27 protein-coding genes, 1 tRNA gene and 1 pseudogene are annotated in these 26,416 nt (G+C 52.3%); 20 read left to right on the top strand and 9 right to left on the bottom strand.

Going from position 1 to position 26,416, the window contains the following annotated elements; translation table 11 throughout:
• Positions 1–5 precede the first annotated feature (5 nt).
• From NM96_01815 to gshB, 3 genes are all read left to right on the top strand, one after another.
• Positions 6–1,202 (top strand): acetate kinase, encoded by a 1,197-nt coding sequence (locus NM96_01815; protein ID AVR78258.1) that lies wholly within the window; start codon positions 6–8, stop codon positions 1,200–1,202.
• Positions 1,203–1,446: 244 nt separating this feature from the next.
• Complete coding sequence (locus NM96_01820) at positions 1,447–3,108, top strand: DNA repair protein RecN (GenBank protein AVR78259.1); 1,662 nt, start codon at positions 1,447–1,449, stop codon at positions 3,106–3,108.
• Positions 3,109–3,258: 150 nt separating this feature from the next.
• Positions 3,259–4,215, top strand: coding sequence for a glutathione synthase (gshB, locus tag NM96_01825; protein AVR78260.1), 957 nt, complete (start codon positions 3,259–3,261; stop codon positions 4,213–4,215).
• Here gshB and NM96_01830 read toward each other — a convergent pair.
• On the bottom strand, positions 4,145–4,363 hold the full coding sequence (locus NM96_01830; protein AVR78261.1) for a hypothetical protein: 219 nt from the start codon (positions 4,361–4,363) through the stop codon (positions 4,145–4,147). The genes gshB and NM96_01830 overlap by 71 nt on opposite strands.
• A 5-nt stretch (positions 4,364–4,368) precedes the next feature.
• Here NM96_01830 and NM96_01835 point away from each other — a divergent pair, with 5 nt between their 5' ends.
• The 5 genes from NM96_01835 to NM96_01855 all read left to right on the top strand — a co-directional run bounded on the left by NM96_01835 (position 4,369) and on the right by NM96_01855 (position 9,567).
• Entirely contained in the window at positions 4,369–4,761 is a 393-nt protein-coding gene (locus tag NM96_01835; GenBank protein ID AVR78262.1) for a diacylglycerol kinase, read from the top strand.
• Between the two features lie 193 nt (positions 4,762–4,954).
• Positions 4,955–5,434, top strand: a complete 480-nt coding sequence (locus NM96_01840) for a copper chaperone PCu(A)C (protein ID AVR78263.1) — start codon at positions 4,955–4,957, stop codon at positions 5,432–5,434.
• 201 nt (positions 5,435–5,635) lie between these two features.
• Positions 5,636–6,739 carry a tRNA 2-thiouridine(34) synthase MnmA gene (locus NM96_01845; GenBank protein ID AVR78264.1) on the top strand — a complete coding sequence of 368 codons (1,104 nt, stop codon included), beginning with the start codon at positions 5,636–5,638 and terminating at the stop codon, positions 6,737–6,739.
• A gap of 105 nt (positions 6,740–6,844) precedes the next feature.
• Positions 6,845–8,518, top strand: coding sequence for a long-chain-fatty-acid--CoA ligase (locus NM96_01850; GenBank protein AVR78265.1), 1,674 nt, complete (start codon positions 6,845–6,847; stop codon positions 8,516–8,518).
• 68 nt (positions 8,519–8,586) lie between these two features.
• Positions 8,587–9,567, top strand: a complete 981-nt coding sequence (locus NM96_01855; GenBank protein ID AVR78266.1) for a PhoH family protein — start codon at positions 8,587–8,589, stop codon at positions 9,565–9,567.
• Positions 9,568–9,668: 101 nt separating this feature from the next.
• Here NM96_01855 and NM96_01860 read toward each other — a convergent pair whose 3' ends face one another.
• The 3 genes from NM96_01860 to NM96_01870 all read right to left on the bottom strand — a co-directional run bounded on the left by NM96_01860 (position 9,669) and on the right by NM96_01870 (position 12,817).
• The gene (locus NM96_01860; GenBank protein ID AVR78267.1) at positions 9,669–11,825 is read right to left on the bottom strand and encodes a bifunctional (p)ppGpp synthetase/guanosine-3',5'-bis(diphosphate) 3'-pyrophosphohydrolase; all 2,157 of its coding nucleotides are present in this window, start codon (positions 11,823–11,825) and stop codon (positions 9,669–9,671) included.
• 108 nt (positions 11,826–11,933) lie between these two features.
• Entirely contained in the window at positions 11,934–12,140 is a 207-nt protein-coding gene (locus NM96_01865) for a DNA-directed RNA polymerase subunit omega (GenBank protein AVR78268.1), read from the bottom strand.
• A gap of 59 nt (positions 12,141–12,199) precedes the next feature.
• The gene (locus NM96_01870) at positions 12,200–12,817 is read right to left on the bottom strand and encodes a guanylate kinase (protein AVR80235.1); all 618 of its coding nucleotides are present in this window, start codon (positions 12,815–12,817) and stop codon (positions 12,200–12,202) included.
• Between the two features lie 56 nt (positions 12,818–12,873).
• On the opposite strand from NM96_01870, the pseudogene NM96_01875 reads away from it, so the two are divergent.
• The 4 genes and pseudogenes from NM96_01875 to NM96_01890 all read left to right on the top strand — a co-directional run bounded on the left by NM96_01875 (position 12,874) and on the right by NM96_01890 (position 16,393).
• A pseudogene (locus NM96_01875) lies at positions 12,874–12,945 on the top strand (adenine phosphoribosyltransferase).
• A 38-nt stretch (positions 12,946–12,983) separates the two neighbouring features.
• A protein-coding gene (locus NM96_01880; protein ID AVR78269.1) for an IS5/IS1182 family transposase occupies positions 12,984–13,776 on the top strand; the annotation gives its coding sequence in 2 pieces (ribosomal slippage) (positions 12,984–13,249 and positions 13,248–13,776; 795 coding nt in all).
• A 38-nt stretch (positions 13,777–13,814) separates the two neighbouring features.
• On the top strand, positions 13,815–14,375 hold the full coding sequence (locus tag NM96_01885; protein ID AVR80236.1) for an adenine phosphoribosyltransferase: 561 nt from the start codon (positions 13,815–13,817) through the stop codon (positions 14,373–14,375).
• Between the two features lie 170 nt (positions 14,376–14,545).
• Positions 14,546–16,393, top strand: coding sequence for a lytic murein transglycosylase (locus NM96_01890; protein ID AVR78270.1), 1,848 nt, complete (start codon positions 14,546–14,548; stop codon positions 16,391–16,393).
• A gap of 257 nt (positions 16,394–16,650) precedes the next feature.
• Here the strand turns inward: NM96_01890 and NM96_01895 are convergent.
• Positions 16,651–16,743: transfer RNA gene (locus NM96_01895), tRNA-Ser, on the bottom strand.
• A 165-nt stretch (positions 16,744–16,908) separates the two neighbouring features.
• On the opposite strand from NM96_01895, the gene NM96_01900 reads away from it, so the two are divergent.
• Positions 16,909–17,469: a pseudouridine synthase gene (locus tag NM96_01900; GenBank protein ID AVR80237.1), complete on the top strand. Its 561-nt coding sequence runs from the start codon at positions 16,909–16,911 to the stop codon at positions 17,467–17,469.
• Positions 17,470–18,303: 834 nt separating this feature from the next.
• Here NM96_01900 and NM96_01905 read toward each other — a convergent pair.
• Entirely contained in the window at positions 18,304–19,110 is an 807-nt protein-coding gene (locus tag NM96_01905; GenBank protein ID AVR78271.1) for a DUF4198 domain-containing protein, read from the bottom strand.
• On the opposite strand from NM96_01905, the gene NM96_01910 reads away from it, so the two are divergent.
• Complete coding sequence (locus NM96_01910) at positions 19,109–19,240, top strand: carboxylase (protein ID AVR78272.1); 132 nt, start codon at positions 19,109–19,111, stop codon at positions 19,238–19,240. The two genes, NM96_01905 and NM96_01910, sit on opposite strands and share 2 nt — an antisense overlap.
• Before the next feature lie 162 nt (positions 19,241–19,402).
• Here the strand turns inward: NM96_01910 and NM96_01915 are convergent, their stop codons facing one another.
• Together NM96_01915 and NM96_01920 are read right to left on the bottom strand one after the other, a co-directional pair.
• Positions 19,403–20,530 (bottom strand): hypothetical protein, encoded by a 1,128-nt coding sequence (locus tag NM96_01915; protein ID AVR78273.1) that lies wholly within the window; start codon positions 20,528–20,530, stop codon positions 19,403–19,405.
• 80 nt (positions 20,531–20,610) lie between these two features.
• Entirely contained in the window at positions 20,611–21,492 is an 882-nt protein-coding gene (locus NM96_01920; protein AVR78274.1) for a 4-hydroxy-tetrahydrodipicolinate synthase, read from the bottom strand.
• Between the two features lie 346 nt (positions 21,493–21,838).
• Here NM96_01920 and NM96_01925 point away from each other — a divergent pair, with 346 nt between their 5' ends.
• From NM96_01925 to NM96_01940, 4 genes are all read left to right on the top strand, one after another.
• Positions 21,839–22,549, top strand: coding sequence for a branched-chain amino acid ABC transporter permease (locus tag NM96_01925; GenBank protein ID AVR78275.1), 711 nt, complete (start codon positions 21,839–21,841; stop codon positions 22,547–22,549).
• The gene (locus tag NM96_01930) at positions 22,546–22,854 is read left to right on the top strand and encodes an AzlD family protein (GenBank protein ID AVR78276.1); all 309 of its coding nucleotides are present in this window, start codon (positions 22,546–22,548) and stop codon (positions 22,852–22,854) included. Before NM96_01925 ends, NM96_01930 begins: the two co-directional genes overlap by 4 nt.
• A gap of 91 nt (positions 22,855–22,945) precedes the next feature.
• The gene (locus NM96_01935; GenBank protein AVR78277.1) at positions 22,946–23,695 is read left to right on the top strand and encodes a 23S rRNA (guanosine(2251)-2'-O)-methyltransferase RlmB; all 750 of its coding nucleotides are present in this window, start codon (positions 22,946–22,948) and stop codon (positions 23,693–23,695) included.
• A 67-nt stretch (positions 23,696–23,762) separates the two neighbouring features.
• A complete protein-coding gene (locus NM96_01940; protein AVR80238.1) occupies positions 23,763–23,882 on the top strand; it encodes a pilS cassette in 120 nt (39 codons plus the stop codon).
• A 161-nt stretch (positions 23,883–24,043) separates the two neighbouring features.
• On the opposite strand, the gene NM96_01945 is transcribed toward NM96_01940, so the two are convergent.
• Positions 24,044–24,997, bottom strand: a complete 954-nt coding sequence (locus NM96_01945; GenBank protein ID AVR78278.1) for an L-lactate dehydrogenase — start codon at positions 24,995–24,997, stop codon at positions 24,044–24,046.
• Between the two features lie 339 nt (positions 24,998–25,336).
• Here NM96_01945 and NM96_01950 point away from each other — a divergent pair, with 339 nt between their 5' ends.
• Together NM96_01950 and NM96_01955 are read left to right on the top strand one after the other, a co-directional pair.
• Positions 25,337–26,131, top strand: a complete 795-nt coding sequence (locus tag NM96_01950; protein AVR78279.1) for a hypothetical protein — start codon at positions 25,337–25,339, stop codon at positions 26,129–26,131.
• Positions 26,132–26,229: 98 nt separating this feature from the next.
• Positions 26,230–26,367 carry a pilS cassette gene (locus tag NM96_01955; protein AVR80239.1) on the top strand — a complete coding sequence of 46 codons (138 nt, stop codon included), beginning with the start codon at positions 26,230–26,232 and terminating at the stop codon, positions 26,365–26,367.
• Positions 26,368–26,416 lie beyond the last annotated feature (49 nt).

Raw genomic sequence — 26,416 nt, forward strand, 5'->3', positions numbered from 1 at the left:
AACAAATGACCCAAAAACTCATCTTAGTTTTGAACTGCGGCAGCTCATCCCTCAAAGGCGCCGTGCTGGATAACGACAGCGGCGAAGTCCTGCTCAGCTGCCTTGCCGAAAAACTCAACCTGCCCGACGCTTACATCACGTTCAAAGTAAACGGCGAAAAACACAAAGTCGACCTGTCCGCCAAGCCCGACCACACCGGCGCAGTTGAAGCCCTGATGGAGGAACTCAAAGCCCACGGCCTCGACAGCCGCATCGGCGCTATCGGCCACCGCGTCGTCAGCGGCGGCGAACTGTACAGCGAATCCATCCTCGTTGACGACGAAGTCATCGCCGGCATCGAAAAATGTATCCCGCTCGCCCCGCTGCACAACCCCGCGCACCTCTTGGGCCTGCGTGCCGCACAAAGCATTTTCAAAGGCCTGCCCAACGTTGTCGTGTTCGACACCGCCTTCCACCAAACCATGCCGGAACACGCCTACACATACGCGATTCCGCATGAACTGTATGAAAAATACGGCTTGCGCCGCTACGGCGCACACGGTACCAGCTACCGCTACGTTTCTGATGAAACCGCCCGTTTCCTCGGCAAAGATAAAAAAGACCTGCGCATGGTGATTGCCCACTTGGGTAACGGCGCGTCCATTACCGCCGTCGCCAACGGCGAATCACGCGATACCAGCATGGGCCTGACCCCGCTGGAAGGCCTCGTGATGGGTACGCGCAGTGGCGACATCGATCCCGCAGTCTTCGGCTTCCTCGCTGAAAACGCCAACATGACCATCACCCAAATCACCGACATGCTGAACAAAAAATCCGGCCTGCTCGGCTTGTCCGGCCTGTCCAATGACTGCCGTACCATCGAAGAAGAATCCGGCAAAGGCCATCCCGGCGCGAAACTCGCCCTGGACGTCTTCATCTACCGCCTCGCCAAATACATCGGCAGCATGGCTGTGGCAGCCGGCGGCCTGGACGTGCTCGTCTTCACCGGCGGTATCGGCGAAAACTCCGACATCATCCGCGAGCGCGTACTCGGCTACTTGGGCTTCCTCGGTCTGAAAGCCGACCACGAAGCCAACCTGAAAGCCCGCTTCGGTAACGCAGGCGTGATTACGACTGCCGACAGCGCAGCCGTCGCCGTTGTTATCCCGACCAACGAAGAATTGATGATTGCACACGACACCGCCCGTTTGAGCGGTCTGTAATAAGCGAGTCATCCGATAAAAAACCTGCCGTTTTTGGCAGGTTTTTTTGTTGCCGACTGTTTTCAGACGATCTATTTGGAAGGTGTTGTAAATAAAATAATAAAAATCAGATGTATAAAATTTCAATAAGAAAAATTTGAATAAATATAGAAAATCTTATTCAAACTATAAAAAATCTTAGTTATAATCAGCATATCTAAAGTTATGCCGCCGATGCGCGGTCGATTTACTAAGGAACACTACCATGCTGTTGGCACTTTCCCTGCGCGATTTTGTCATTGTTGAAAACCTCAATCTGGATTTCCAAAGCGGTTTTACCGTCTTGACCGGCGAAACAGGCGCGGGCAAATCGATTACGTTGGATGCAATCGGGCTTTTGTTGGGCGACAAAGCCGATTACAGCCAAGTCCGCAGCGGCGCGAAGGAAGCGCAGTTGTCGGCATTGTTCGACATCAGCCTTTTGCCCGAACTTAAAGCCCAATTGCAGGAGCAGGGTTTTTTGGACGAAGACGCGGAAGAACTCAGCATCCGCCGCATCATCGACGCCAAAGGAAAAAGCCGCAGCTTCATCAATAATCAGGCAGCCACGTTGGCACAGCTTAAAGCAGTCGGCGGGCAGCTTATCGACATCCACGGGCAAAACGCCCACCATTCCCTCAATCAAGAATCCGCCCAGCGCGAATTGTTGGACGCATTTGCAGGCAGTAAGGCGCAGGCGGAAACCGTCAGACAGCTTTATCAAAACTGGGTCAATGCGAAAAAAGCCCTCCAAGAGGCGCAGGAACACGCCGAGACCATCATTATCGAGCGTGAGCGTTTGGAATGGCAGTTCAACGAATTGAACCAGTTAGACGTCAAACAAGGCGAATGGGAAGCCCTCAGCCAAAGCCACGACAGCCTTGCCCATTCTGCCGAGCTGTTGCAAGCCGCCGAAGAAGTCGGCGACTACATTGATGGCGACAACGGCATCCAACGCCAAATTTATCAATGCCAAAAGCTATTGACCAATCTGCAAAACATCGAGCCGCGCTTTGCCGAAAGCCTGAATATGCTGGCGAGCATTGAAGCCGAATTGGGCGAAATCAGTGCCAATATGCGCGACGTCGCAGGCCGAAGCGACATCGATCCCAATGAATTGGCGGCGCAGGAGCAGCGCATGGGCGAGCTGATGGGGATGGCGCGGAAATACCGCATCGAGCCTGAAGCCCTGCCGCAAAAGCTGGCTGAAATCGACGAGCGCCTGCAAAGCCTGCAAGCCGCTGCCGATTTGGAAGCGTTGGCGCAAACCGTTGCCCGCAACCTTGTCGAATATCAGGAAGCCGCCCATGTTCTTTCCGCCATGCGCCATCAGGCGGCGGGCAGGTTGGGCGAGGAAACGACCGGACATATGCAGCATCTCGCCATGAAAGGCGCGCGTTTCGACATCGTCCTGCTGCCGTCTTCGCCCACAGCGCACGGTTTGGAGCAGGTACAGTTCCAAGTTGCCGCCAACAAAGGCAATCCGTCCCGTCCGCTGAACAAAGTCGCCTCTGGCGGCGAACTTGCCCGCATCAGCCTTGCCTTGCAGGTGGTCACCAGCCAATACACGCAAGTCCCCACGCTGATTTTTGACGAAGTTGATACCGGTATCGGCGGCGGCGTGGCAGAAATGGTCGGCAAAGCCCTGCGTGCTTTGGGTAAAAAACATCAGGTGCTCGCCGTGACCCACCTGCCGCAAGTCGCTTCCTGCGGTGAAAACCATTGGCAGGTGCGCAAACACAGCGAAGGCGAACAAACTGTCAGCGAAATCAGCGTGTTGGACCATCAGCAGCGTATCGAAGAAATCGCCCGTATGCTTGGCGGCGAAATCATTACCGACACGACCCGCAGCCATGCGGCAGAGTTAATCAGCCTTGCCGCCGCTTAAACTCAGAATCGGAGAGGTCGTCTGAAAAGGAAGTTTGTGTAACCATTCACAAACTGCTTTTCAGACGACCTCTTTGCCAAACCGCCTGCGCCCTTTCAGACGACCTCAATACAAGGTATGATTACGTCGTTTGTTTATAAGGAAGTTCCCATGAAAGTCCTGTTTATTGCCGATCCGATGGCAAGTTTCAAAACCTACAAAGACACCACCTACGCCATGATGCGCGAGATGGCAAAACGCGGCTGGCAGCTTTTCCATACCTTGAGCGGCGAATTGTCCGTACAGCAAGGATTGGTGACAGCTCAGGCTGCACCGTTTGAGTTTCTCGGTGCAAAAAGCGACGATGACCATGAATGGTTTAAAGCGGCAGACAAAGTTCAGACGACCTTGAAAGACTTCGATGCCGTCATTATGCGCACCGACCCGCCGTTCGATATGCAATACCTCTACGCTACCCAATTCCTGACGCTGGCCGAACAGCAGGGCGCGAAGGTCTTTAACAGCGGGCAGGCGATGCGCGACTTCAATGAAAAACTGGCGATTTTGAATTTCAGCCAGTTCACTGCGCCTACGCTGGTTACGACCCGTTCCGCCGATGTCCGCGCATTTTTGAAAGAACACGGCGACATCATCATCAAACCGCTGGACGGCATGGGCGGCATGGGCATTTTCCGCCTGACCGAAAAAGACCCCAACATCGGCAGCATCCTCGAAACCCTGATGCAGCTTGATTCCCGCACCATCATGGCGCAACGCTACATCCCCGAAATCATCCACGGCGATAAACGCATCCTGATTATCGGCGGCGAAGTCGTCCCCTATGCTTTGGCGCGTATTCCGCAAAACGGCGAAACGCGCGGCAACCTTGCGGCAGGCGGACGCGGCGTGGCGCAGGAATTGAGCGAACGCGACCGAGAAATCGCCGAAACCCTCGCCCCCGAACTCAAACGCCGCGGCATCTTGTTGGCAGGTTTGGACGTCATCGGCCGCAACCTGACCGAAGTCAACGTTACCAGCCCGACCGGTTTCCAAGAAATCATGAAACAAAAAAACTTCGACGTCGCCGCGATGTTTGCCGACGCTGTCGAAGCTTGGTCCAAACAATAATCCCGAAAGGTCGTCTGAAATCCGAATCTGTTTTAGTAAAACCCGCTTTGCTCGTTTTAGCGAAACTCGCTGCGCTCGTTTTGGCGAAACTCGCTTCGCTCGTTTTCAGACGACCCCTTTTTACAAATATAAATATTGATACAAACATTACTTATGAAACCATCTTCTTACGCTGCCGATAAAAAAGGTAAAAGCGGTATCAAACGCATCATCAACGCATTCGGCTATTCCAAAGACGGGCTTGCCGCCGCCTACCGCTATGAAAGCGCGTTCCGCCAAGTATTGTGGCTGAACCTGATTTTGATTGTCTTGACCTTCATCCTCAATTTCGACTCCGCGACCAAAATGCTGCTGATTATTGCGTCGTTTGTTTCGCTGATTACCGAATTGTTCAACACCGCCGTCGAAGCCGCCGTCGATCACACTTCCACCGAAAAACACGAGTTGGCAAAACGCGCCAAAGATGCCGGCTCCGCCGCGCAATTGCTCGCTTTGACGATGTTGGGTATCGTGTGGGCGATCGCATTATGGCGCGGGTATGTTTAAATTTACTTTGAGATGATTTATACTTACTAAGTATTAATTCTCATGAATTAATTTGAATCATTTTGTTTAATCTGAGTCAAAGCATTCAGACGACCATTGCATGTAGGATGAGAACAGTATTACCGACATGCAATGTCGCGCGGAAAGCTTTTGCCGCAACAAAACCACCCATTTCATCATAAAGGAGCAATACATGAAAAAATTATTGGCAACCCTGATCGCAGCAGGTTTGGTATCCACCGCTTCCGCAGCCGGTGTTCACGTTGAAGACGGTTGGGCGCGTTCTACTGTCGAAGGCATGAAAATGGGCGGTGCGTTCATGAAGATCCACAACGATGAAGCCAAACAAGACTTCTTGGTCGGTGGCAGCAGCCCGGTAGCCGACCGCGTTGAAGTGCATACCCATGTAAACGACAACGGCGTAATGCGCATGCGCGAAGTTAAAGGCGGCATCCCGCTGGAAGCAAAAGGCGTAACCGAGCTGAAACCGGGCAGCTACCACGTTATGTTCATGGGTCTGAAAAAACCGCTGAAAGAAGGCGAAAAAGTACCTGTTACCCTGAAATTCAAAAATGCCAAACCTCAAACCGTACAACTGGAAGTGAAAACCGCACCGCAATCCGGCATGGACCACGGTCACGGCCATGGTCACGGTGGCGCACATCAACACTAATCGTTCATAGTTTGAACTCAAAAGGTCGTCTGAATATTTTCAGACGACCTTTTTGTTATTTTGGTTGAGTAAATTCAATCATTTCTTGCGGTATGAAATTCATCCGAACGCCATTTCTCTTTTAGGGCCTTCCTTATCCCTTCATCAAAATGTGCTAAAATCCGCCTTTAAAAACTGCTGTTTCCTACCCATATCCCCTTTATGGACATTACTCAACAACCTTCAAATATCATCGTCGGACTCTCCGGCGGTGTCGATTCCTCCGTAACCGCCGCCTTGCTCAAACAGCAGGGTTACCAAGTGCGCGGTGTATTTATGCAAAACTGGGAGGACGACGACAATGACGAATATTGCAGCATCAAGCAAGACTCTTTCGATGCCATTGCCGTCGCCGACATCATCGGCATAGACATCGACATCGTCAATTTTGCCGCCCAATACAAAGACAACGTATTCGCCTATTTCCTCAAAGAATACAGCGCGGGGCGCACGCCGAATCCGGATGTGTTGTGTAACGCCGAAATCAAATTCAAATGCTTTTTGGACTACGCCATAGAGCAGGGCGCGGATACCATTGCCACCGGACACTATGCGCGCAAAGAAGTCCGCAACGGCACTCATTACCTGCTCAAAGGTTTGGATCAAAACAAAGACCAAAGCTATTTCCTCTACCGCCTCAAGCCTTTCCAACTCGAGCGCGCGATTTTCCCATTGGGCGGTTTGGAAAAACCTGAAGTCCGTCGCCTTGCCGCCGAATTCAATTTGCCGACTGCCGCCAAAAAAGACAGTACCGGCATCTGCTTCATCGGCGAACGTCCGTTCCGCGAGTTCCTGCAAAAATACCTGCCGACCAACAACGGCAAAATGGTCACGCCCGAAGGCAAAACCGTCGGCGAACACGTCGGGCTGATGTTCTACACGCTCGGACAGCGCAAAGGATTGGGCATCGGCGGCGCAGGCGAGCCGTGGTTTGTCGCTGCGAAGGATTTGACGAAAAACGAACTCATCGTCGTACAAGGTCATGACCATCCGCTGCTCTATACCCGCAGCCTCGTCATGAACGATTTGAGTTTCACCCTGCCCGAACGCCCGAAAGAAGGGCGCTACACCTGCAAAACCCGCTACCGCATGGCGGACGCGCCCTGTGAATTGCGTTATCTTGATGATGAAACGGTCGAGCTGGTGTTTGACGAACCGCAATGGGCGGTAACGCCCGGTCAATCCGCCGTGCTGTACGACGGCGATGTCTGCTTGGGCGGCGGCATTATCATGTCCACCGACAAGCCCGTTATTATTACCGCTTGAATAAAAAAGATAAAAGGTCGTCTGAAAACCATTACAGCAGGTTTGTTCCCGTCTTTTCAGACGACCTCAAGACAACCATAAAACCAACGAAACAAGACTATTTATATGGAAAAACTCTGGCTCAACAGCTACGAACAAGGCGTCAATGCCGAAATCGACATCACGCAATACAGCTCGATCAGCGACGTATTCCGTCAAAGCGTTGAAAAATTCGCGCACCAACCCGCGTTTCAAAACATGGGCAAAACGCTCACTTACGCCGAGGTCGGCAAGCTGGCGGAAAATTTCGCCTCCTATCTGCAAAACGTCCTGAAGTTGCCGCGCGGCGAGCGCGTGGCGATTATGCTGCCCAACCTGCTGCAATACCCGATTGCGCTTTTCGGCATCCTGCAGGCGGGGCTGGTGGCGGTAAACACCAATCCGCTCTACACCCCGCGCGAGCTGGAGCATCAGTTGAAAGACAGCGGCGCGACCACTATCATCGTTTTGGAAAATTTTGCCAACACGCTGGAGCTGGTGCTGCCGCGCACGCAAATCAAACACGTCATCGTCGCTTCTGTCGGAGAAATGTTCGGCTTCTTCAAAGGCACGCTGATGAATTTCGTGCTGCGCAAAATCAAAAAAATGGTGCCCGAATACCGTATTTCCGGCGCCATCCCTTTTCAGACGACCCTGAAAGAAGGTGCAGCGCATACCTTCCGCCCCGTTACCCTGACCCGCGAAGATACCGCGCTGTTGCAATATACGGGCGGCACGACCGGTGTGGCAAAAGGCGCCGTCCTCAGCCACGGCAACATCTGCGCCAATATGCTGCAGGCGAAAGAATGGATTAAGAACCAACTGCGCGAAGGTAAAGAAACCGTCATCGCCGCGTTGCCGCTTTACCACATCTTCGCCCTGACGGTGAACCTGATGATTTTCACCAACGCCGGTTCCAAAATCATCCTGATTACCAACCCGCGCGACATGAAAGGCTTTATCGGCGAACTCAAAAAAGAGCGCATCAGCGTCTTCATCGGCGTGAACACTTTGTTTAACGGCATGGTCAACCAACCCGATTTCGCCGCCGTCGATTTCTCCAACCTGCGCCTGACTTTGGGCGGCGGCATGGCGACTCAAAAAGCCGTCGCCGAAAAATGGAAAAAAATCACCGGCACGCCCATCGTTGAAGCCTACGGCCTGACCGAAGCCAGCCCCGGCGTGTGCTGCAACCCGCTCAATATCGAAGCATACAGCGGCGGCATCGGATTGCCCGTTCCCTCCACCGAAGTCGAATTGCGCGATGCGGACGGCAAGGAAGTCGGCATCGGACAGCCGGGCGAACTTTGGGTGCGCGGCCCGCAAGTGATGAAAGGCTATTGGAACCGCCCCGAAGAAACCGCCAAAACCATAGACGCGCGCGGCTTTTTGGAAACCGGCGACATCGCCGTCATGGACGAAAAAGGCTGGTTGAAACTGGTTGACCGCAAAAAAGACCTCATCGTCGTTTCCGGTTTCAATGTTTATCCGAACGAAATCGAAGAAGTCGTTTCACACAACGATAAAGTCATGGAAGTCGCCTGTATCGGCGTGCCCAACGAAAAAACAGGCGAAGCTCTCAAAGTCTTCGTCGTCAAAAAAGATCCGAGCCTGACCAAAGAAGAACTCATCGAATTCTGCCGTACCGAGCTGACCGCTTATAAAGTGCCGAAAGACATCGAGTTCCGCGACGAACTGCCCAAGTCCAACGTCGGCAAAATCCTGCGCCGCGAGCTTCGCGAACAAGCGCAAAACAAATAACACCGAAAGGTCGTCTGAAAAGCATCCCGCACCTTTCAGACGACCTTTAATCATCATGGAAACAAGATATGACCCATACCGTCCATCTTCAATTTGAAGACATCGACAACACCGTCCTCCAACGCCTCTGCGGCGCGCTCGACGGCAACCTCGAAGCCTTGGGCAAAGCCCTCGATATCCAAATCAGCCGCCGCTTCGAACACTTCACCTTCATGGGCGAACTCGCCCACGCCGGCCGCCGCGCCTTGCTCGCGCTGGCCGAAGCCGCCGAACAAGGCGATTTGGACGACAACGCCATCCGCCTCGCTGCCGTCGAAGCCAAAACCGCCGACGAGAAACACGAAGAAAAACACCACGACCAACAATATTATTTCCGCACCAAACGCGGCAGCATAGGCGGGCGTACACCGCGCCAAAACGGCTACATCCGCGCCTTGTTAAACCACGACGTCGTCTTCGGGTTGGGCCCCGCGGGTACGGGTAAAACCTATCTCGCCGTCGCCGCCGCCGTCGATGCTATGGAAAAACACCAAATCGAGCGCATCGTCCTCGTCCGCCCCGCCGTCGAAGCAGGCGAAAAACTCGGCTTCCTGCCCGGCGATTTGGCGCAAAAAGTCGACCCCTACCTGCGCCCGCTTTACGACGCGCTCTACGACCTGATGGGCTTCGACCGCGTGACCAAACTGATGGAAAAAGGCCTGATTGAAATCGCCCCGCTCGCCTACATGCGCGGCCGCACGCTCAACGGAGCGTATGTGATTCTGGACGAAGCGCAAAACACCACGCCCGAACAGATGAAAATGTTCCTGACCCGCATCGGCTTCGGCGCAAAAGCCGTCATCACCGGCGACATCAGCCAAATCGACCTTCCGCGCAACATCAAATCCGGCTTGAAAGACGCCCGCGAAAAACTGCGCGACGTGGAAGGGCTGTATTTCCACACCTTCACCAGCGAAGACGTCGTCCGTCACCCGTTGGTACAGAAAATTGTGGAAGCGTATGAAGCGGCAGAAGAGCAAGCCGAAAGAAGCAGCGCCGCCGAACGGTAAACGATGAGGTTAAAAAAGGTCGTCTGAAAACCTGAAATACGGGTTTTCAGACGACCTTTTTATGTTTTAGAGCAGATTCAATTTAAATCGATACCGTCCCGTTAGCTTCGGACCACTTTGCGCACTTGGGGAATGGCGTGCAGGTTGTGAATAATTTGGTTGATTTGCGCCAAGTCCTTCACTTTGATGATGAACTTGAATTCGACAAAGCCTTCCGTACCTGCCAGCGCTTTGTTGGGGGTTTCGACGGACTCGATATCTGCGCCGGAGTTAGAGATGGCTTGCGCCATAAGGGCGAGCAGGCCGTGGGCATCTTCGGACTGGATGCTGAGTCCGGTGCGGTAGGTATGGCTGCCTATTCCTTCCCAGTTCGCATCAAGCTGCTGTTCAGGGTCGGATTTGAGCAGGGTCGGACAGGTATCGCGGTGAATAATCATGCCTTTGTCTTTGACCAAAAGGGCGCGGACGGAATCGCCCGGGACGGGGTGGCAACATTCGGCAAAATGGATGCGGCCGGTTTCTTGGTCGTTGACTTTGATGGGGCTGAGTTTGACTTCGCTGCCGAAGTGCTGCCCTGCCAGTTCGGCGATGTGCATGGCGACGTACACGGGCAGGGTATGCCCCATGCCGACGTTGTAGAGGACTTCTTCAAACGAGGTTTGTTTGTCGTTGAGGTCGGCGAGGTATTTTTCTTTGAGGTCGTCTGAAAGCAATACGTCTTTGGGCAACAGGCTGGACAGGGCTTTTTGCAGGAGGTTTTCGCCGAGGACGATGGCGTCGTGACGGTTGAGGTTTTTGACGTATTGGCGGATGGCGCTGCGCGCACGGCTGGAAACGGTGAAATTCAGCCATGCCGGATTGGGCTTGGCGTGTTCGGATGTGATGATTTCAACGGAATCGCCGGTTTTGAGTTTGGTGCGCAGGGGCATCATGGTGTTGTTGATGCGGGCGGCAACGGTTTTGTGGCCGATGTCGGTGTGAACGGCGTAGGCGAAGTCTATGGGCGTCGATCCTTTAGGCAGGGTGAGGATTTTGCCTTTAGGTGTCAGGATGTAGACTTCGTTGGGGAACAGGTCGACTTTGACGTGTTCGAGGAATTCGATGGCGTTCGCGCTGCTGGCTTGCAAATCGAGGATGTTTTTAAGCCATTGGTTGGTATGGAGGACGGCTTGATCGACGGTATTTTCGCCGGATTTGTATATCCAGTGGCCGGCGATGCCGCCTTCGGCTACGGCATCCATTTCGCGCGTGCGGATTTGGACTTCAATCGGCAAGCCGTATGGGCCGACCAGGGTCGTGTGCAGGCTTTGGTAGCCGTTGCTTTTCGGGATGGCGATATAGTCTTTGAAGCGGCCGGGTTTGGGCTGATAGAGATTGTGCAGCGCGCCCAGTGCGGCGTAACACGCGGGAATGCTGTTGACGATGACGCGGAATCCGTAAATGTCCATGACTTCGGCAAATCGCAATTTTTTCGCCAACATTTTTTGATGGATGCTGTACAGGTTTTTTTCCCTGCCTTTGATTTTGGCTTCGATGTTCGCGCCGACCAAACGCTGACTGAAGGCGCGCAAAACTTTGCCGACGACATCGCGGCGGTTTTTGCGGCTGTTGTCCATCGCTTTTTTAAGGGTTTCGTAGCGGTTCGGGTGAAGGTTTTGAAACGATAAATCTTGAAGCTCTTGGTAGGCGTTGTTCAAGCCGATGCGGTTGGCGATTTGGGCGTAGATTTCGAGGGTTTCTTTAGCGATACGGCGGCGTTTGTCGGGACGCATGGAGCCGAGCGTGCGCATATTGTGCAGGCGGTCGGCGAGTTTGACGACGATCACGCGCACGTCTTTGGTCATGGCGAGGATGAGCTTGCGGAAACTTTCCGCCTGATGCTCGGCATGATCTTCAAATTTGAGTTTTTCGAGTTTGGAAAGTCCGTCCACCATCTCGGAGATGGTTTCGCCGAACTCTGCCGCCATTTCGATTTTGGATACGCCCGTGTCTTCGAGTACGTCGTGCATTACGCCCGCGCACAAACCTTGTATGTCCATGTGCCACAACGCAAGTTGCGTGGCGACGGCAAGGGGGTGGGTAATGTAGGGTTCGCCGCTTTTACGGGTTTGTCCGTCATGGGCGTGAAAGGCGTAGGCGACGGCTTTTTCAAGCTCGGCCTGTTCGGATGGGCTGAGATAGGAGGCGGTACGGAACAAAAGTTCGCGTGCTTCGGCAGTCAGCGCGTCGTAGGGGGCAGTGGGCTGGGGGGCGGGCATTTCAGACGGCCTTCGGTGTGTGTTTTGTTTTGAGCCGTCAGACTGTATCGGTCGGATGTCGCGCCGATACAATCCGCGCGGCGGTTGGGCAGGTTTTGCCTGCCGGTATTATTTGTTGCGTGTCAGCAGTTCGGTACCGATTTGACCGGCGGCGATTTCGCGCAGGGCGGTAACGGTCGGCTTGTTGTTGCGGATGTCGTCAACCATAGGGGCGTTGCCGTTTTCAAGCTGGCGTGCGCGACGGGCGGCGACGAGGGTCAGGTCGAAATGATTGGGGATTTTGCCTGTGCAGTCTTCAGTGGTGATACGGGCCATATGTTTGCTTTCTTTCTATTAATTTGTGATGGAATGTAAATGCGTATTTTCGCTGTTTTTCAGGAATTTTCCAACAGGTTTGAGATAAATCCTTGCTGGGAAGATTTTTTCAGACGACCTGCTTTGATGATGTGGAGCAAATCGGCTTCTGCCCTATCCAAATCATCGTTGACGACAATATAGTCAAACAGGACGGATTGTTCGATTTCGTGACGCGCTTTGGAGAGGCGGGTTTGGATGACTTCCTCGCTGTCGGTGCCGCGCCCGATAAGGCGTTCGGCAAGGACTTCGAACGAAGGCGGCAGGATGAAGATGCTGCTGGCTTCGGGCAGGGATTTGCGCACCTGCGCCGCACCTTGCACGTCGATTTCCAAAATCACATCGTAGCCCTCTTCGCTAAGGGAATTGACCCCCGCGATGCTGGTTCCGTAATAATTGCCGAAAACGTTTGCGTGTTCGAGGAAGGCTTTTTGTTCAATCAAGGATTCAAATTCTTCTTTGGGAACAAAATGATAATGCACGCCATGCTGCTCGCCTTCGCGCGGCTGGCGGGTGGTGTGCGATACGGAGACGCGCAAATCGGCGTTGTTTTTCAAAAGACGGGAAACCAGCGTGGTCTTGCCCGTGCCGGAAGCGGCGGAAATGATGAAAATATTGCCTTTTTTATGGGGTTTCATGATTTTGGTACCGATGGGATTATCTGTTGATTGTAGCATACGGGGCGTGTAATTTCATGTTCAGACGACCTTTCAGCCCCGATGGATTTGGCAACCGACGGTCTGACGGCTACAATATCGCGTTAGAACGTGTTCATTGTCTCAGCCTCTGCTGTAAACTATCGGCATGAACAGAAAAACCTACCCAAGCGATATCAGTCGCGAGCAATTTGCGCCTCTCCTTCCCCTGCTGGAAAGTGCCCGTAAACGCACAGCGCCACGCCAGGTGGACTTGTACGATGTCTTTTGTGCCATTCTCTACCTGCAACGCACTGGCTGCTCCTGGCGCGCTTTGCCGGGCGACTTCCCCAAATGGCGCACCGTGCATTCCTACTTCCAGAGATGGACCGAACCACGCGAGAGTGGCATCAGCATTCTTGAGGAAGCATTAAAAAAATCAGGTAGTTGCGCAGCGCCGCAAGCAGGGGCGCCATGAAGCAACTACTTTCCTGATTATTGATGCGCAGAGTGTGAAGAACACGGATACCGCCATGGAAAAAGGCTACGATGCGGGCAAGAAGGTTAGCGGTATCAAGCGACATATAGCGGTTGACACGCAAGGTTTGCCGCATGCCCTTGCGGTAACGACGGCGGATGTTACGGATAGAAAAGGCTGCCTGGTGGCATTGGAACGTGGGCGGGATAACCTTGGTGCGATACAAAAAATCCTTGCTGACGGTGGTTACACGGGTAAGGCATTTGCTTCGTCGGTACAGGAGTTGATTGGTGCGGAGGTAGAGATTGCCAAACGAAACGAATTGCACCGTTTTGCAGTATTGCCGAAGCGATGGGTAGTAGAGCGCAGCTTTTCCTGGTTGGAAAAGAACAGGCGGCTTTGGAAAAACTGCGAGCGTAAGTTGAGTACCAGTCTGCAAATGGTAGCTTTGGCTTTCTTGGGAGTCCTGCTACGAAGACTATGAACACGCTCTTAAAAACTTTTCATTTGGGAACACGCAAAATGTTGGTTCATCCTGAGGCGATGGGCGTCGCCGCATTGGCGGACAAAATCCGCAAAATCGAAAACTGGCCGCAAAAAGGCATTTTATTTCACGACATTACGCCGGTGCTTCAAAGCGCGGAATATTTCCGCCTTTTGGTGGACTTGCTGGTTTACCGCTATATGGGTCAGAAAATCGATGTCGTGGCAGGCTTGGATGCACGCGGCTTCATCATCGGCGCGGCGTTGGCGTATCAATTGAACGTCGGCTTCGTCCCCATCCGCAAAAAGGGCAAGCTGCCTTTTGATACGATTTCGCAAAGCTACGCGCTGGAATACGGCGAAGCGACGGTCGAAATCCACAAAGACGCGGTCAAACCCGGCGCACGCGTGCTGCTGGTCGATGACCTGGTCGCAACCGGCGGCACCATGCTCGCAGGCGTGGAATTAATCCGCAAACTCGGCGGCGAAGTCGTTGAAGCGGCGGCGATTTTGGAATTTACGGATTTGATTGGCGGCAGCAAAATCCGCGAAAACGGCGTTCCCCTGTTTACCCTGCTGCAAAACGAAGGCTGCATGTAAACTTTGCCCATGCCTCAAAGGTCGTCTGAAACAGCCATCCTGCTTTTCAGACGACCTTTTTGTTGCCCCTTATTACGCGGTTAATGTAAATATCGGTTTCAGATTCGGATAATGCCGCCAAATCGTTTAGAATGCGGTTCTAATTGATTCTAATAAAGATACGGTACGTAATGAACGCACAACGCATATTTTCCCTCTCACTCAGCCTGATTGCCGCCGCGATTTTGTCGGCGTGTGCCTCCGAAAACGACACGACTTCATCCAAAGAGCCTGGCTCTTCCCTGACCGAACCCGCTTCCATCCCCGCCCGCCGCGCCGAAGGCGAATCCAAAGTATTGTCCGATTACGGTCAATATCAAGGCGCGCTGGACGCTGCCAAACGCGGCGACGATATGTGGGTGCAACAATTCTTGGCGCAAGCGGGCGACAGCGCGATGGCTGAAAACGTCCGCAACGAATGGCTCAAAAGCCTCGGCGCGCGCGGACAATGGGATGTGTTCCGCCAAGAAAACAAAAAGCTGAATGCGGCGGGCCGGGTGCAGGAAGTGCAATGTTATGCCGAGCTGAGCAGCGGCAGCTACAACATGGCGGCAGAACTTGTGCGCGTTACGAACAAGCTGCCTGCGGGTTGTACCCGTTTGATCGAAAGCGCGGCATCGGCAGGTCGTCTGAACAGCAACGACGCATGGCGTCGCGTACGCGGATTGTTGAGCAACAGCCAAACCAGCGACGCACGCAGCTTGGCAGCCGCCTTAGGCAGCCCGTTTGAAGGCGGCTCGCAAGGTGCGCGCGAATACAGCCTTTTGAACGTCATCGGCAAAGACGCGCGCAAATCCTCCTCCGCAGCCTCTACCCTGTCCGGCATGGAATCCGGCTTAAGCCGAGAACAAAGCAGCTTCGCATGGGGCGTATTGGGACTCTACCAAGCGCAAAATCAAAACATGCAGACCGCGTTGAGCTACTACAACCGCGTTTCCGACCGCAAACAATTGACCGACGAGCAGTTTGAATGGTACGCCCGCGCCGCCCTGCGTCTGCAACGCTGGAACGAATTGTCCGGCATCATCCAACAAATGCCCGACAACCTGCAAAAAGACCCGACTTGGCAATACTGGCTGGGCCGCAGCTACGCAGCACAAGGCAACCAAAGCCGTGCTAAAGAAATGTACGAAAAAGCCGCCGCAAGCGGACGTAATTTCTACGCCGTCTTAGCAGGTGAAGAACTCGGCCGCCGCATCAATACCAAAAACAACGTTTCCGACGCCGATAAAAAAGACGTCCGCCGCATGGCAGACGACGGCGCCATCAAACGCGCGCTGGTTCTGTTTAAAAACAGCCAAAGCAGCAACGATGCCAAAATGCGCCGTCAAGCACAGGCAGAATGGCGTTTTGCCACCCGCGACTTCAACGAGGACAACCTCCTGACTGCCGCGCAAGTCGCCTTTGAAAACCAGTTCTACGATATGGCGATCAACAGCGCCGACCGGACCGAGCGCAAACTCAACTACAACCTGCGCTACCTCTCTCCGTTTAAAGAGACTGCCGTCCGCTACGCCTCGCAAGCAGGCATTGATCCCGCTTGGGTTTACGGCCTGATCCGTCAAGAAAGCCGCTTTGTCATGGGCGCGCAATCCAGCGTCGGCGCGCAAGGCCTGATGCAGGTTATGCCCGCCACCGCCCGCGAAATCGCCGGCAAAATCGGCATGAGCAGCAGCGAACTCTACACCATGGACGGCAACATCCGCATGGGTACATGGTACATGGCAGATGCCAAACGCCGCCTGCAAAACAACGAAGTGATGGCAACCGCAGGCTACAACGCCGGCCCCGGCCGCGCCCGCAACTGGCAGGCTTCTACGCCTCTGGAAGGCGCGATTTACGCCGAAACCATCCCCTTCACCGAAACGCGCGACTACGTCAAAAAAGTCATGACCAATGCGACCTTCTACGCATCCCTGTTCAACGAACCGCAAACCTCGCTGAAACAGCGTATGGGAACCGTTCCGGGCCGTTATTGATTGACGCGGCTGTATCCGATCGGATTGTTTGACAGATACGGAAGCCAAACTTGAAAAAGGTCGTCTGAAAATGTATTTTCAGACGACCTTTTATATAAACCGGGTCTGACAAGGAGTTTATCGCAGGGATATTCGGTTAGGATGAGCTACTTGCTATCTGTTGTTCTTAGCCCCGATTGCGTGGGGTGATATGACTGCTTTTTGTTTCATGGGGAAATAAAGAAAACCCGTCGGATAATCGACGGGCTTTCGTATGGTGGCGGAGTAAGAGGGATTCGAACCCTCGATGCAGGTTGACCCCACATGCTTCCTTAGCAGGGAAGTGCCTTCAGCCTCTCAGCCATTACTCCTAAGGAAGTGCGTAATATACTGGTTTGGCTCGGGCGTGTCAAGCCGGGCTTCAGGGTATTTTTTAACCGTATGAAATCATTTGTATAAAATATAAAGAAGTGTGAAATTGTAGCCCGTATGCGGTGGCTGGTACAATTCATGCTTGGTTTCAGGATGTGATGAAAATGAATGATTTAATCGTATTGAACAAGCCTTATGGCGTGATTTGCCAGTTTTCGGCGCATGAAAAGTATGGGTGTTTGAAAGATTATGTGGCTCTGCCGGACTTTTATCCGGCGGGACGTTTGGATACGGACAGCGAGGGTTTGCTGCTGCTGACGAACGACGGGCGTTTGCAGGCGCGGATTGCGGATCCTAAGTTTAAGCTGGAGAAAACTTATTGGGCGCAGGTGGAAGGTTCGCCCGACGAAGCGAAGCTGGATATGCTGCGGCGCGGGGTGGATTTGGGGGATTTTGTCACGCGTCCGGCAAAGGTCCGCGTGTTGGAAGCGGGCGAAGCGGATGTTTTATGGCCGCGCGTGCCGCCTATCCGCGTGCGCAAATCCGTGCCTGATTTTTGGGTGGAAATTCGGATTTCGGAAGGGAAAAACCGGCAGGTCAGACGGATGACGGCTAAGGCGGGCTTTCCGTGCCTGCGTTTGGTCAGGGTGGCGATAGGTCGTCTGAATCTATTCGATTTGGGCTTGGCGCTTGGGCAATGGACGTTTGCGCCGCATAAGCCTTGATTAAGATCATTAAAATTAATATTAACAATAAAATACTAATTCATGAAATTGTCTGATAAAATATTAAGTATTGTTATTTATATTCAATATTTATTTATTTTTGTGAAATTTAAAATCACTACCTGAGGTCATGAAATGTCAGAACATACTACGCTGATTATTAATTGGAAAGGTCCATATTCATACGATGATATTACCAACAATCCAGAGTTGAGAAATGGATTGTATAGTGGATTAAATTTAAACCAGTACGGCGTTGCCTCGCCTTGCCGTACTATTTGTACTGTCTGCGGCTTCGTCGCCTTGTCCTGATTTAAATTTAATCCACTATATCTTGCGGCAGGCAAACAAAAATATGAAAGAGGTGATAATTCCATCCAATATTGTGGAATTACGGAAGGAAATTTCTCCTCAAGATTTAGGAATCATCACAAACTCCCACTTATTACAAGAGAACAGGAATTTTGGTTGGGAACAGTGGCTGTACCAGCAAATGCGAGCCGTTATTATCTTGAAATGGCTGAAGCACTGATTATTTATTTCTGGCAACCCTCTTTAAACGAAAAGAAAAAAATTTCTCCGCCTAAATCAACAACAGTAATAAATTATTGGTTCACAAAAGACGGACAGCCTAGATTTAACCAGCGAGCTATTTATAGAGATTTACCAGATGTTCTATCATGGGATACAGAACATTGGAGAACGGGTAACCTAACTGTTTACACAGATTACTAAAATTTTATTTCTCAAAAATATCTTAATTTTAAAATATAGATAAAAAGGTCGTCTGAAAACCCTGCAATACGGTTTTCAGACGACCTTTGTTATTGGATATTAATGATGCGTATGACCGATTTGGAAGGTCAGGGTGGTGTAGTTCGCCTGTTTTTGGCACACGCTTTGATCGGGGAAATCGGCTTTGTGTTCTACGCTGGCTTTCCAGAAGCCTTGACGCAGGGGGATGATGCTGACTTCGCCTTTGTCGTCCGTAGTATCGGAGAAGGCTTGGGCTTCGGTTTTGTGGGTTTTGCTGCGGTCGCTGGTGTCGAAGCCGTCAAATGTGGCGGTAACGGTGGCGTTCGGTAGCGGCTCGCCGTTGAAAAGGACGCGGACTTTGAAGCGTTCGCCGACGTGGACGTTGGCGGGGTTGTCCAGCGGAACGATTTCCAGATGTTGTCCGACTTGCTTGGTGATGACGGCGGTGTCTGCGCTTTCGTGGCCGACGTTGACGATGTTTTTACCGAACATTCGGGTTTGTTCGCAATAGCTGGCGTCAGGCATTTCGTTGATGCTCGCTTGTTTCCAGCCTGCGCTGTTTTTAGACCAGAAAGTCGGCTGGTATTCGGCGGTAACGAGGTAGCTGCCGTCTTTGACAGGGAGTTTGCTGCGGTATTGGTAGTTGTACGTCCCTTTTTGAATCAGATTTTCTTTGCCTTTTTCGGTAATCAGCTGCATGGGCTTGCTGAAAATGTGCAGGCGGTCTTTGGCGATGGGTTCGAGTTCGGGGAACTCGCCATAGCCCAATTCGGCTTGCAGGTATTCGCCGCCGTGCGTATGGGCGGTTTCGACCCAGACGCGGTGTGCTTGGGCGGTTGTGCTGAACAGGAGTGCGGATGCGATGAACAATGCGGTTTTTTTCATGGGTTCTCCAAATGTATCGGGTAGAAATTTGATTGGTTATAATATAACAATTTTATTTATAACGAAACGGTTTCATGAAAAAAGGTCGTCTGAAAACAGGATTTCTGTTTTCAGACGACCTTTCGCTTAGCTGATGTTTAAGCGTTAACCGGCTTTAGAAGTAATATGGTGTACTCATTTTTAAATTGAATCAATAAATTGACAGATCTATTTTTGAAATAACTTTATTTTGCTTGTCGCTTTTGATAAGCACAAAAACCTCCTGCGTACAGGAGGTTTTTTGAGAAGCGGATTAGCGCAGTTCTGTATGCAGGCGGCTGAGGAGTGTAGAGGCATCGCTGCCGTTGTATGCGCTGCCATCTTTGTTGAGAAGGCGGATTCGCGAACCGCCGTTAACAGGCTCGACGAATACGATGATTTCGGGGTAGGCTGCTGGTTTCTCAACTTTTTTGCCTTTGCCGAATATACGGCCGAAGAGGCCCGGTTTTTTCGTGGAAACGGCTTCGCTTTCGTTAGGTGCCTGTTGAACCAAGAAGGCGTGGCGTTCGATGTTTTGACCCAAGACATTCAAGCCGATGCGGTCGAGGGCGAGCGCGGTGCGGCGCCAGTTGCGGCCGTAGTCGCCGGAGACGAGCAGGGTGTTGCCGTCGATTCGCGCCAATTCGTTGCCGCTGCGTTTGGCGACGCTTTGGGACAGCGCATTTTCGGCTTGTTGCTGATCGACGCCCATATATTGCATGAAGCGTGCGAGGAAGGCGGCTTCAAGATTTGGGTCGTTGGCGGCAGGCTGCCATGTGGTCGTGTCTTTGTTTTTGTCTGCGTAAACTTCTTTCATGCCTTTGTGGGCGAAGAAGACGTCGGTCGTGCCGTTTTTGCTTTGTTCGATACGGATGATAAATTTATCGCGCTCGCTGGTGGAATAGATGCCGCCTAAGCCGACTTTGTCCAAGAGGTGGCGCAGGCCGTCTTGCGGAATTTTCGCGCGGTTTTCAGCCCACTCGGTTTCCATTTGACCGATACCGGGTTCTTCGGATTTGATGTCGAAACCGTTTTCTTGCCAGAATGCTTTCAGCAAAGGCCAAATTTCGGCAGGAGATTTACCTTGGACTTCAACCCAGCGTTGGTTGCCATCGCGTTCTAAACGGACGCCTTTGACGGATTTGAGGACTTCGGAGTTGGCGGCTTGTTGGGTTGCCGATGTGCGGCGGCTCAGGTCGCTGGCACGGACGGCACCGCTGCCCGCAGGTACTTGATAAAGATTGCCTTGATCGGGGTTAGTCAAATCAGGCGGTACTTCTAATTTGACGATTTTGCGTGTCTGGGTTTGGTAATCCAGCTTAGGCAGGTCTTTTTTGTTGCCTGAACAGGCAGTCATGCTGATCAGGGCGATTGCTACGACGACAGGTTTTATATAGGCCATATTGGTTTCCTGTGGGATGTGATGGGTTAACGGCAGGTCGTCTGAAAATTTGGAAACGGTTTTCAGACGACCTTTGCGGTTTATGCGGTGAGTTGTCCGGATTCTTGCAATGCGGCGCGGACTTTTGCCTGTCCGGCTTCGGTTAGGGGGACGAGCGGCAGGCGGACATAAGGGTCGCATTTGCCCAATGCGGAGATGCCCCATTTGGGCGCGGCAGGACTTGGTTCGCAGAACATAGTGTTATAAATCGGAATCAGGCGGTCATTTAATTGACGAGCGGTCGCAATATCGCCTGCAAGGGCGGCGCGGCACATATCGGCGAAGAGTTTGGGGGCGACATTGGCGGCAACGGTCACAACGCCTTTCCCGCCGCAGAGCATGAAGGGCAGGCCGGTGGGGTCATCGCCGGAAAGGATGGTGAAACCTTCGGGCGCGTGTTTGATTAATTCGAGATTGCTGCCGATGTTGCCGCTGGCTTCTTTGACGCCGACGATGTTCGGGATTTTGGCAAGGCGCAGGATGGTGTCGTTGGTCATGCTGACGACGGTGCGGCCGGGTACATTGTAGATAATCATCGGAATCGAGGTGGATTCGGCGATGGTTTTGAAATGTTGGTAAATGCCTTCTTGGGAGGGCTTGTTGTAATAGGGGACGACGGAGAGGGTGTAGTCTGCACCGGCTTTTTCGGCGGCGCGGGAGAGCGCGATGGCTTCGAGGGTGTTGTTGGCGCCGGTGCCGGCGATAACGGGAACACGCTTGTTGACGTGTTTGACCGTTTCTTCGATTACGCTTAAATGTTCTTCGACGGAGAGGGTGGCGGATTCGCCTGTCGTGCCGACGGCGACGATGCCGTCGGTACCGTTTTCGATATGCCAGTCGATCAAATCGCGGAGTTGTTCGTAATGGATGCTGCCGTCTTGATTCATGGGGGTAATCAGGGCAACCAAACTGCCTTGTAACATAAGGAAACCTTTTATTTGTAGGGCGGAAGAGGGTTTGCTTCTAAAGGGAAGGAAATGCTTGGAATTGTAGCTTACTTTGTTGTTTGTGTGAAACATCTTGACCGGACGGTAGCCGTGCGAAGCTGAACGTAATGTTTATCTTAATGAATAATGATGTTTTTAATCAAAAATTTAGCATATTTTCATAGTGAAATGCCTGTCAAGGATTAAAAAGTGTTAAAGTCTTGCGGCGATGATTTTTGCTTTATCGAAGCCCGTTTCAGACGACCTTTTTAAGTTTGTCCGACTGTGTATAATACCTTCCCTCATTTTTCATCTTCACACTCTATTTAAATTTCTCAACAAAATGACACACCCAAATTCCCCGCAATCCGAATTTTTACGCGGCATCAAAGAATGTTCGCCCATGCTTATCGGGCTTTTGCCGTGGGCGCTGATACTCGGCGTACAAGGCGGGCAGAAAGGGATGAGCTGGCTGGAAATGCTGCTGATGACGGGCATGAACTTTGCCGGCGGCTCGGAATTTGCAGCGGTCAACTTGTGGGCAAATCCGTTGCCGATACTGATCATCGCCACCGTTACCTTCATGATTAATTCGCGCCATATTCTGATGGGGGCGGCAATCGCGCCTTATATGCGGGATATGCCGCTGAAAAAAGCCATGCCCGCGCTGTTTTTTATGTGCGACGAAAGTTGGGCGCTGGCGTTTGCGGAAATCCAAAAGCGCAAGGCGATGGGGCTGCCGGCGTTCAATATGCCTTATTACGCGGGAGTGTGCTTTATCCTGTATACCACTTGGATCGGCTTTGCGGCGTTTGGCGCGGCGGTCGGGCCGATGTTCGGCGATGTCGCGGCATGGGGTTTCGGCATGGCGTTTCCCGCCGTGTTTTTGGTGCTGCTGCGCGGTATGTGGAAAAGCTTTAAGGCGGCACGCCCTTGGTTCGTCAGCCTGATTGTGGCGTGCGGGACTTATTTGTCAGTGGACGGGCATTGGTATGTGCCGATGGGTGCGATTTCCGGCCTGCTTGCCGCCTATCTTTGGGGTGAGAAGGAATGAAGGATTTGCTCTCTTGGCAGTCGTTCCTGCTGTTTGCCAGTATGCTGGCGGTAACGTATTCCACCCGCCTTATTGGTTTTTTCGCTTTACGCAACCGCACCTTAAGCCACCGCGCACAAATCGTGATGGAAGCCGCGCCGGGTTGCGTGTTGATTTCCGTCATCGCGCCTTATTTCGTATCCGACAAGCCGCACGAGCTGATTGCCATTGCGCTGACCGTGCTTGCCGCAAGCAGGTTTTCCATGTTGGTTACCGTGTTGATCGGCGTGGGCAGTTCGGGGTTGTTGGGATATTTGATGCGCTAGGCGGCTGCATTTGAGTGAAACCGGTTACACCTGCTTTCAGACGACCTTATCTTGTTATAATGTCGTCTGAAATTTTTTATAAAGCAAAATCATGGCAAACCAAAGACTCATCTACGGCTTCCACGCCGTCAACGCCCGCCTGTGGCAAAATCCGAAATCGATTACCGAACTCTACGTCCAAGAAGGCAAAAACGATGCCCGCACGCGCGACGTGTTGGAGAAAGCGGCAAACGAAAACGTGCGCGTACACTTCGCCGACGCCGACCGCCTCAACGCCATCAGCAAAAGCGCGCGGCATCAGGGCGTGGTCGGGTTTATCGATGCTTCCAAAAACCACGTCCACCTCGAAGACGTATTGGAAAACCTGAGCGAACCGCCGCTATTGCTGATACTCGACGGCATCACCGACCCGCACAACCTCGGCGCGTGCCTGCGTACCGCCGACGCAATGGGCGTACACGCCGTCATCGCGCCGAAAGACAAAAGCGCGGGGCTGAACGCCACCGTCAGCAAAGTCGCCTGCGGCGCGGCAGAAACCGTCCCCTACATCACCGTAACCAACCTCGCCCGCACCCTGCGCGAGCTGAAAGAATACGGCATCTGGATCATCGGCACCGACATGGGCGGCGATGCCGACCTCTACCATTGCGACCTGCCCGACAGCGCGGCATGGGTGATGGGCAACGAAGGCGAAGGCATGCGCCGCCTGACGCGCGAACATTGCGACATGCTGGTGTCGATACCCATGTTCGGCACGGTCGAAAGCATGAACGTCTCCGTCAGCGCAGGCATGGTGTTGAGCGAAACGCGCCGTCAACGGGTGTTGAAGGCAGAGAAATAGGGCTTGGGTTTGTGAACGGAAGACGTCGTCTGAAAACCGGAAATTTGGTTTTCAGACGACGTTTTTTATAGGCAGATTAGCACCGTCATTCCCGCGCAGGCGGGAATCCATCGTAAGACCTAAGAAACCTTTATTTGAAAAACAGTTTCCGAATTTCAAAAATGGATTCCCGCCTGCGCGGGAATGACGACAACCGGTAAATTGCGTATCGAAAATAAAGTAACTAGGTATTTTGTATTTGAATTTAGACTATTGACAGATTAACTTCGTCCTATCCCTATATAGCAAACGTCGTCTGAAAACCAAATTTCCGGTTTTCAGACGACGTTTTATTCAAAGATTATCTCTTTATCCGACCATTTCATCGACTTTGCGTTGATAGCTTTTCAACAGCTCCGCCGAGCGGGCGAAGCGTTCGGCTTCGTCGTCGGAAAGTTGCAGGTCGATGATGCGGACCGCGCCTTGGCGGTTGACGACGGTCGGTACGCCGATATACACGCCGTTTTGTCCGAACTCGCCTTCAAGCAGGGTGGAGACGGGCAGCACGACGCCTTGATTGTGCAGGATGGCGTTGGAGATGCGGCTCAAGCCCATGCCGATGCCGTGGCTGGTCGAGCCTTTGGCGGCGATGACTTCGTAGGCGGCATTGCGCACGGTGGTATAGATTTTGTCCATACGCGCCTGCCCGTCTTCTGATTGTTCCAACATCTTCTGAACCGACATACCCGCGATGTTGGCGGTACTCCAAAGCGCAATGATGCTGTCGCCGTGTTCGCCAATCATCATGGCATCGACGCTCCAAGGCGCGACGTCGAATTCGTTGCCCAGACAAACGCGGAAACGGGCGGAGTCAAGGATAGTGCCCGAGCCGATAACGCGCTCTTTGGGCAGGCCTGAAAAGCGCAGGACGGCATAAGACAGTACGTCCACAGGATTGGAGGCGACCAAGAAAATGCCGTCAAAGCCCGAAGCCATGACTTTCGAAACGATGTCGCGGAAGATGCGCAGGTTTTTGTCGATTAAGTCCAAACGGGTTTCGCCGGGAGCCTGCGCCGCGCCCGCGCAAATACACACGATGTCTGCATCCGAGCAATCATCGTAATCGCCGACGTAAATGCGCGCAGGCGAGGCGGCATAAGGCATTCCGTGGCGGAAGTCGCGCGCTTCGCCTTCCGCGCGCGTGCGGTTGATGTCGATTAAAACCATGTCGTCGCACAAGGCTTGGTTGAGCATGGAATAGGCATAGCTGACCCCGACCGCGCCCAAGCCTACAACGACCACCTTATTACCAACTTTTTTCATGTTTGTTCCTGTTTGTTTGTGAATAGGAATTATTAATAACACTTGGACGGGGTGGCGTCAAATTTCAGACGACCTGTTTGCTTTGTAGCGGATTGTAATGGAAAAATAAGCACATAAGCCATTTACTGGTCAGGGCGGGAGCAATGGCAAGAAAAGCAGGAAAGAGGATTGATATAATGAAGTATATTTATTTTGATTTAAGTCATGAATATCATCATAAAACCGTTATAGTATAACTTACGGAGTGTATCCGAAGATTCGGACGGATTTTGTTTGCAGACATTGCCGCCGAAATACGGAGACACAATAGTCATGAATCACGATAATGAAAGGAAACGAATGAAAGCGAAATCTTTATTGGCGGTTTTGGCTGCCACCTGCATTTTGTCCGCTTGCAGCAGCGCAGGCAGCAGCTTGGCGGACGGGCTGACCAAACCGTTTGATCCTAATGCAAAAGATTGGAAGCAACTGACTGTTTCCGAATCTGTTCCCGATGGCGGCGTATTGGAGTTGACCGACAGGGGCGGTAAAACCCAAACCCTGAAAAAAGGCGGGGTTTTGGATACGGGTTATCTGAAAAACGACCGTGTTTCCGATTTTGACTATGTGAAAAAAATCCATGTAAATGGACAACTTATCGAATTGGAGCGCGGTGATTTCTTGGTGTATAAACAAAACCATTCCATCGTTGCCGCCACTTTGGCAAAGCAGAAAACCAATCCGGCAGATGGAGCGCGTTCTGAGGCATTCGATTTTCATGTTAACGAAATTCAGGGGCAGGACATTGCTTTCGGTAATCTGCCTAAATTGGGGCAAATAAACTACAAAGGTATCGCGTTCAACGGCGACGACCGCAGCGGGCGTTTGTCTTATACGGTTGATTTTGAGAAGAAACAAGGCAGCGGCAGCATCAGCGGAATGTATAGCGGCTATAACGTCGAATTGGCGAAAACCGATATTCAGACCATGGCCAACGGCTCAGGCTTGAGCGGCAAAGCCATGAAGGACGGTGTAGAAAAAGGTAGTTACGAGCTGAAGCTTTTCGGCAGTAAAGCCGAAGAAATTGCCGGTAAGGCTAAAATCAACGACGGCGGTAAAATTCAGGAAATCGGTTTGGCCGGTAAGAAAGAGTAAGGTAGGACATTTCTCAGTCTGACGGACAAGGTCGTCTGAAACCTTTATTTTAGATAAAAGGTTTCAGACGACCTTTTTGTATCGGCAATTTGGAAAATATAGCTAAATTACTTTATTTTCGATACGCAACTTACTGGGTATCATCGTTCCCACGCAGGCGGGAATCCATTTTTGAGATTCAGAAACTGTTTTTCAAATCAAGGTTTCTCAAGTTTTACGATGGATTTCCGCCGTAGCCTGTCCTCGCGTAGGCGAGGGGGCGGGAATGACGGAATTTCATGACAT

Source organism: Neisseria mucosa (genome assembly GCA_003028315.1).
Taxonomy (GTDB): Bacteria; Pseudomonadota; Gammaproteobacteria; order Burkholderiales; family Neisseriaceae; genus Neisseria; species Neisseria mucosa.

What these genes read in the sequence shown, in the direction of transcription:
- NM96_01815 (AVR78258.1), top strand. Translation starts at nt 6, where the DNA reads ATGACCCAAAAACTCATCTTAGTTTTGAACTGCGGCAGCTCATCCCTC.
- NM96_01820 (AVR78259.1), top strand. Translation starts at nt 1,447, where the DNA reads ATGCTGTTGGCACTTTCCCTGCGCGATTTTGTCATTGTTGAAAACCTC.
- gshB (AVR78260.1), top strand. Translation starts at nt 3,259, where the DNA reads ATGAAAGTCCTGTTTATTGCCGATCCGATGGCAAGTTTCAAAACCTAC.
- NM96_01830 (AVR78261.1), bottom strand. Translation starts at nt 4,363, where the DNA reads ATGTTTGTATCAATATTTATATTTGTAAAAAGGGGTCGTCTGAAAACG.
- NM96_01835 (AVR78262.1), top strand. Translation starts at nt 4,369, where the DNA reads ATGAAACCATCTTCTTACGCTGCCGATAAAAAAGGTAAAAGCGGTATC.
- NM96_01840 (AVR78263.1), top strand. Translation starts at nt 4,955, where the DNA reads ATGAAAAAATTATTGGCAACCCTGATCGCAGCAGGTTTGGTATCCACC.
- NM96_01845 (AVR78264.1), top strand. Translation starts at nt 5,636, where the DNA reads ATGGACATTACTCAACAACCTTCAAATATCATCGTCGGACTCTCCGGC.
- NM96_01850 (AVR78265.1), top strand. Translation starts at nt 6,845, where the DNA reads ATGGAAAAACTCTGGCTCAACAGCTACGAACAAGGCGTCAATGCCGAA.
- NM96_01855 (AVR78266.1), top strand. Translation starts at nt 8,587, where the DNA reads ATGACCCATACCGTCCATCTTCAATTTGAAGACATCGACAACACCGTC.
- NM96_01860 (AVR78267.1), bottom strand. Translation starts at nt 11,825, where the DNA reads ATGCCCGCCCCCCAGCCCACTGCCCCCTACGACGCGCTGACTGCCGAA.
- NM96_01865 (AVR78268.1), bottom strand. Translation starts at nt 12,140, where the DNA reads ATGGCCCGTATCACCACTGAAGACTGCACAGGCAAAATCCCCAATCAT.
- NM96_01870 (AVR80235.1), bottom strand. Translation starts at nt 12,817, where the DNA reads ATGAAACCCCATAAAAAAGGCAATATTTTCATCATTTCCGCCGCTTCC.
- NM96_01885 (AVR80236.1), top strand. Translation starts at nt 13,815, where the DNA reads ATGTTGGTTCATCCTGAGGCGATGGGCGTCGCCGCATTGGCGGACAAA.
- NM96_01890 (AVR78270.1), top strand. Translation starts at nt 14,546, where the DNA reads ATGAACGCACAACGCATATTTTCCCTCTCACTCAGCCTGATTGCCGCC.
- NM96_01900 (AVR80237.1), top strand. Translation starts at nt 16,909, where the DNA reads ATGAATGATTTAATCGTATTGAACAAGCCTTATGGCGTGATTTGCCAG.
- NM96_01910 (AVR78272.1), top strand. Translation starts at nt 19,109, where the DNA reads ATGGGTTCTCCAAATGTATCGGGTAGAAATTTGATTGGTTATAATATA.
- NM96_01905 (AVR78271.1), bottom strand. Translation starts at nt 19,110, where the DNA reads ATGAAAAAAACCGCATTGTTCATCGCATCCGCACTCCTGTTCAGCACA.
- NM96_01915 (AVR78273.1), bottom strand. Translation starts at nt 20,530, where the DNA reads ATGGCCTATATAAAACCTGTCGTCGTAGCAATCGCCCTGATCAGCATG.
- NM96_01920 (AVR78274.1), bottom strand. Translation starts at nt 21,492, where the DNA reads ATGTTACAAGGCAGTTTGGTTGCCCTGATTACCCCCATGAATCAAGAC.
- NM96_01925 (AVR78275.1), top strand. Translation starts at nt 21,839, where the DNA reads ATGACACACCCAAATTCCCCGCAATCCGAATTTTTACGCGGCATCAAA.
- NM96_01930 (AVR78276.1), top strand. Translation starts at nt 22,546, where the DNA reads ATGAAGGATTTGCTCTCTTGGCAGTCGTTCCTGCTGTTTGCCAGTATG.
- NM96_01935 (AVR78277.1), top strand. Translation starts at nt 22,946, where the DNA reads ATGGCAAACCAAAGACTCATCTACGGCTTCCACGCCGTCAACGCCCGC.
- NM96_01945 (AVR78278.1), bottom strand. Translation starts at nt 24,997, where the DNA reads ATGAAAAAAGTTGGTAATAAGGTGGTCGTTGTAGGCTTGGGCGCGGTC.
- NM96_01950 (AVR78279.1), top strand. Translation starts at nt 25,337, where the DNA reads ATGAAAGCGAAATCTTTATTGGCGGTTTTGGCTGCCACCTGCATTTTG.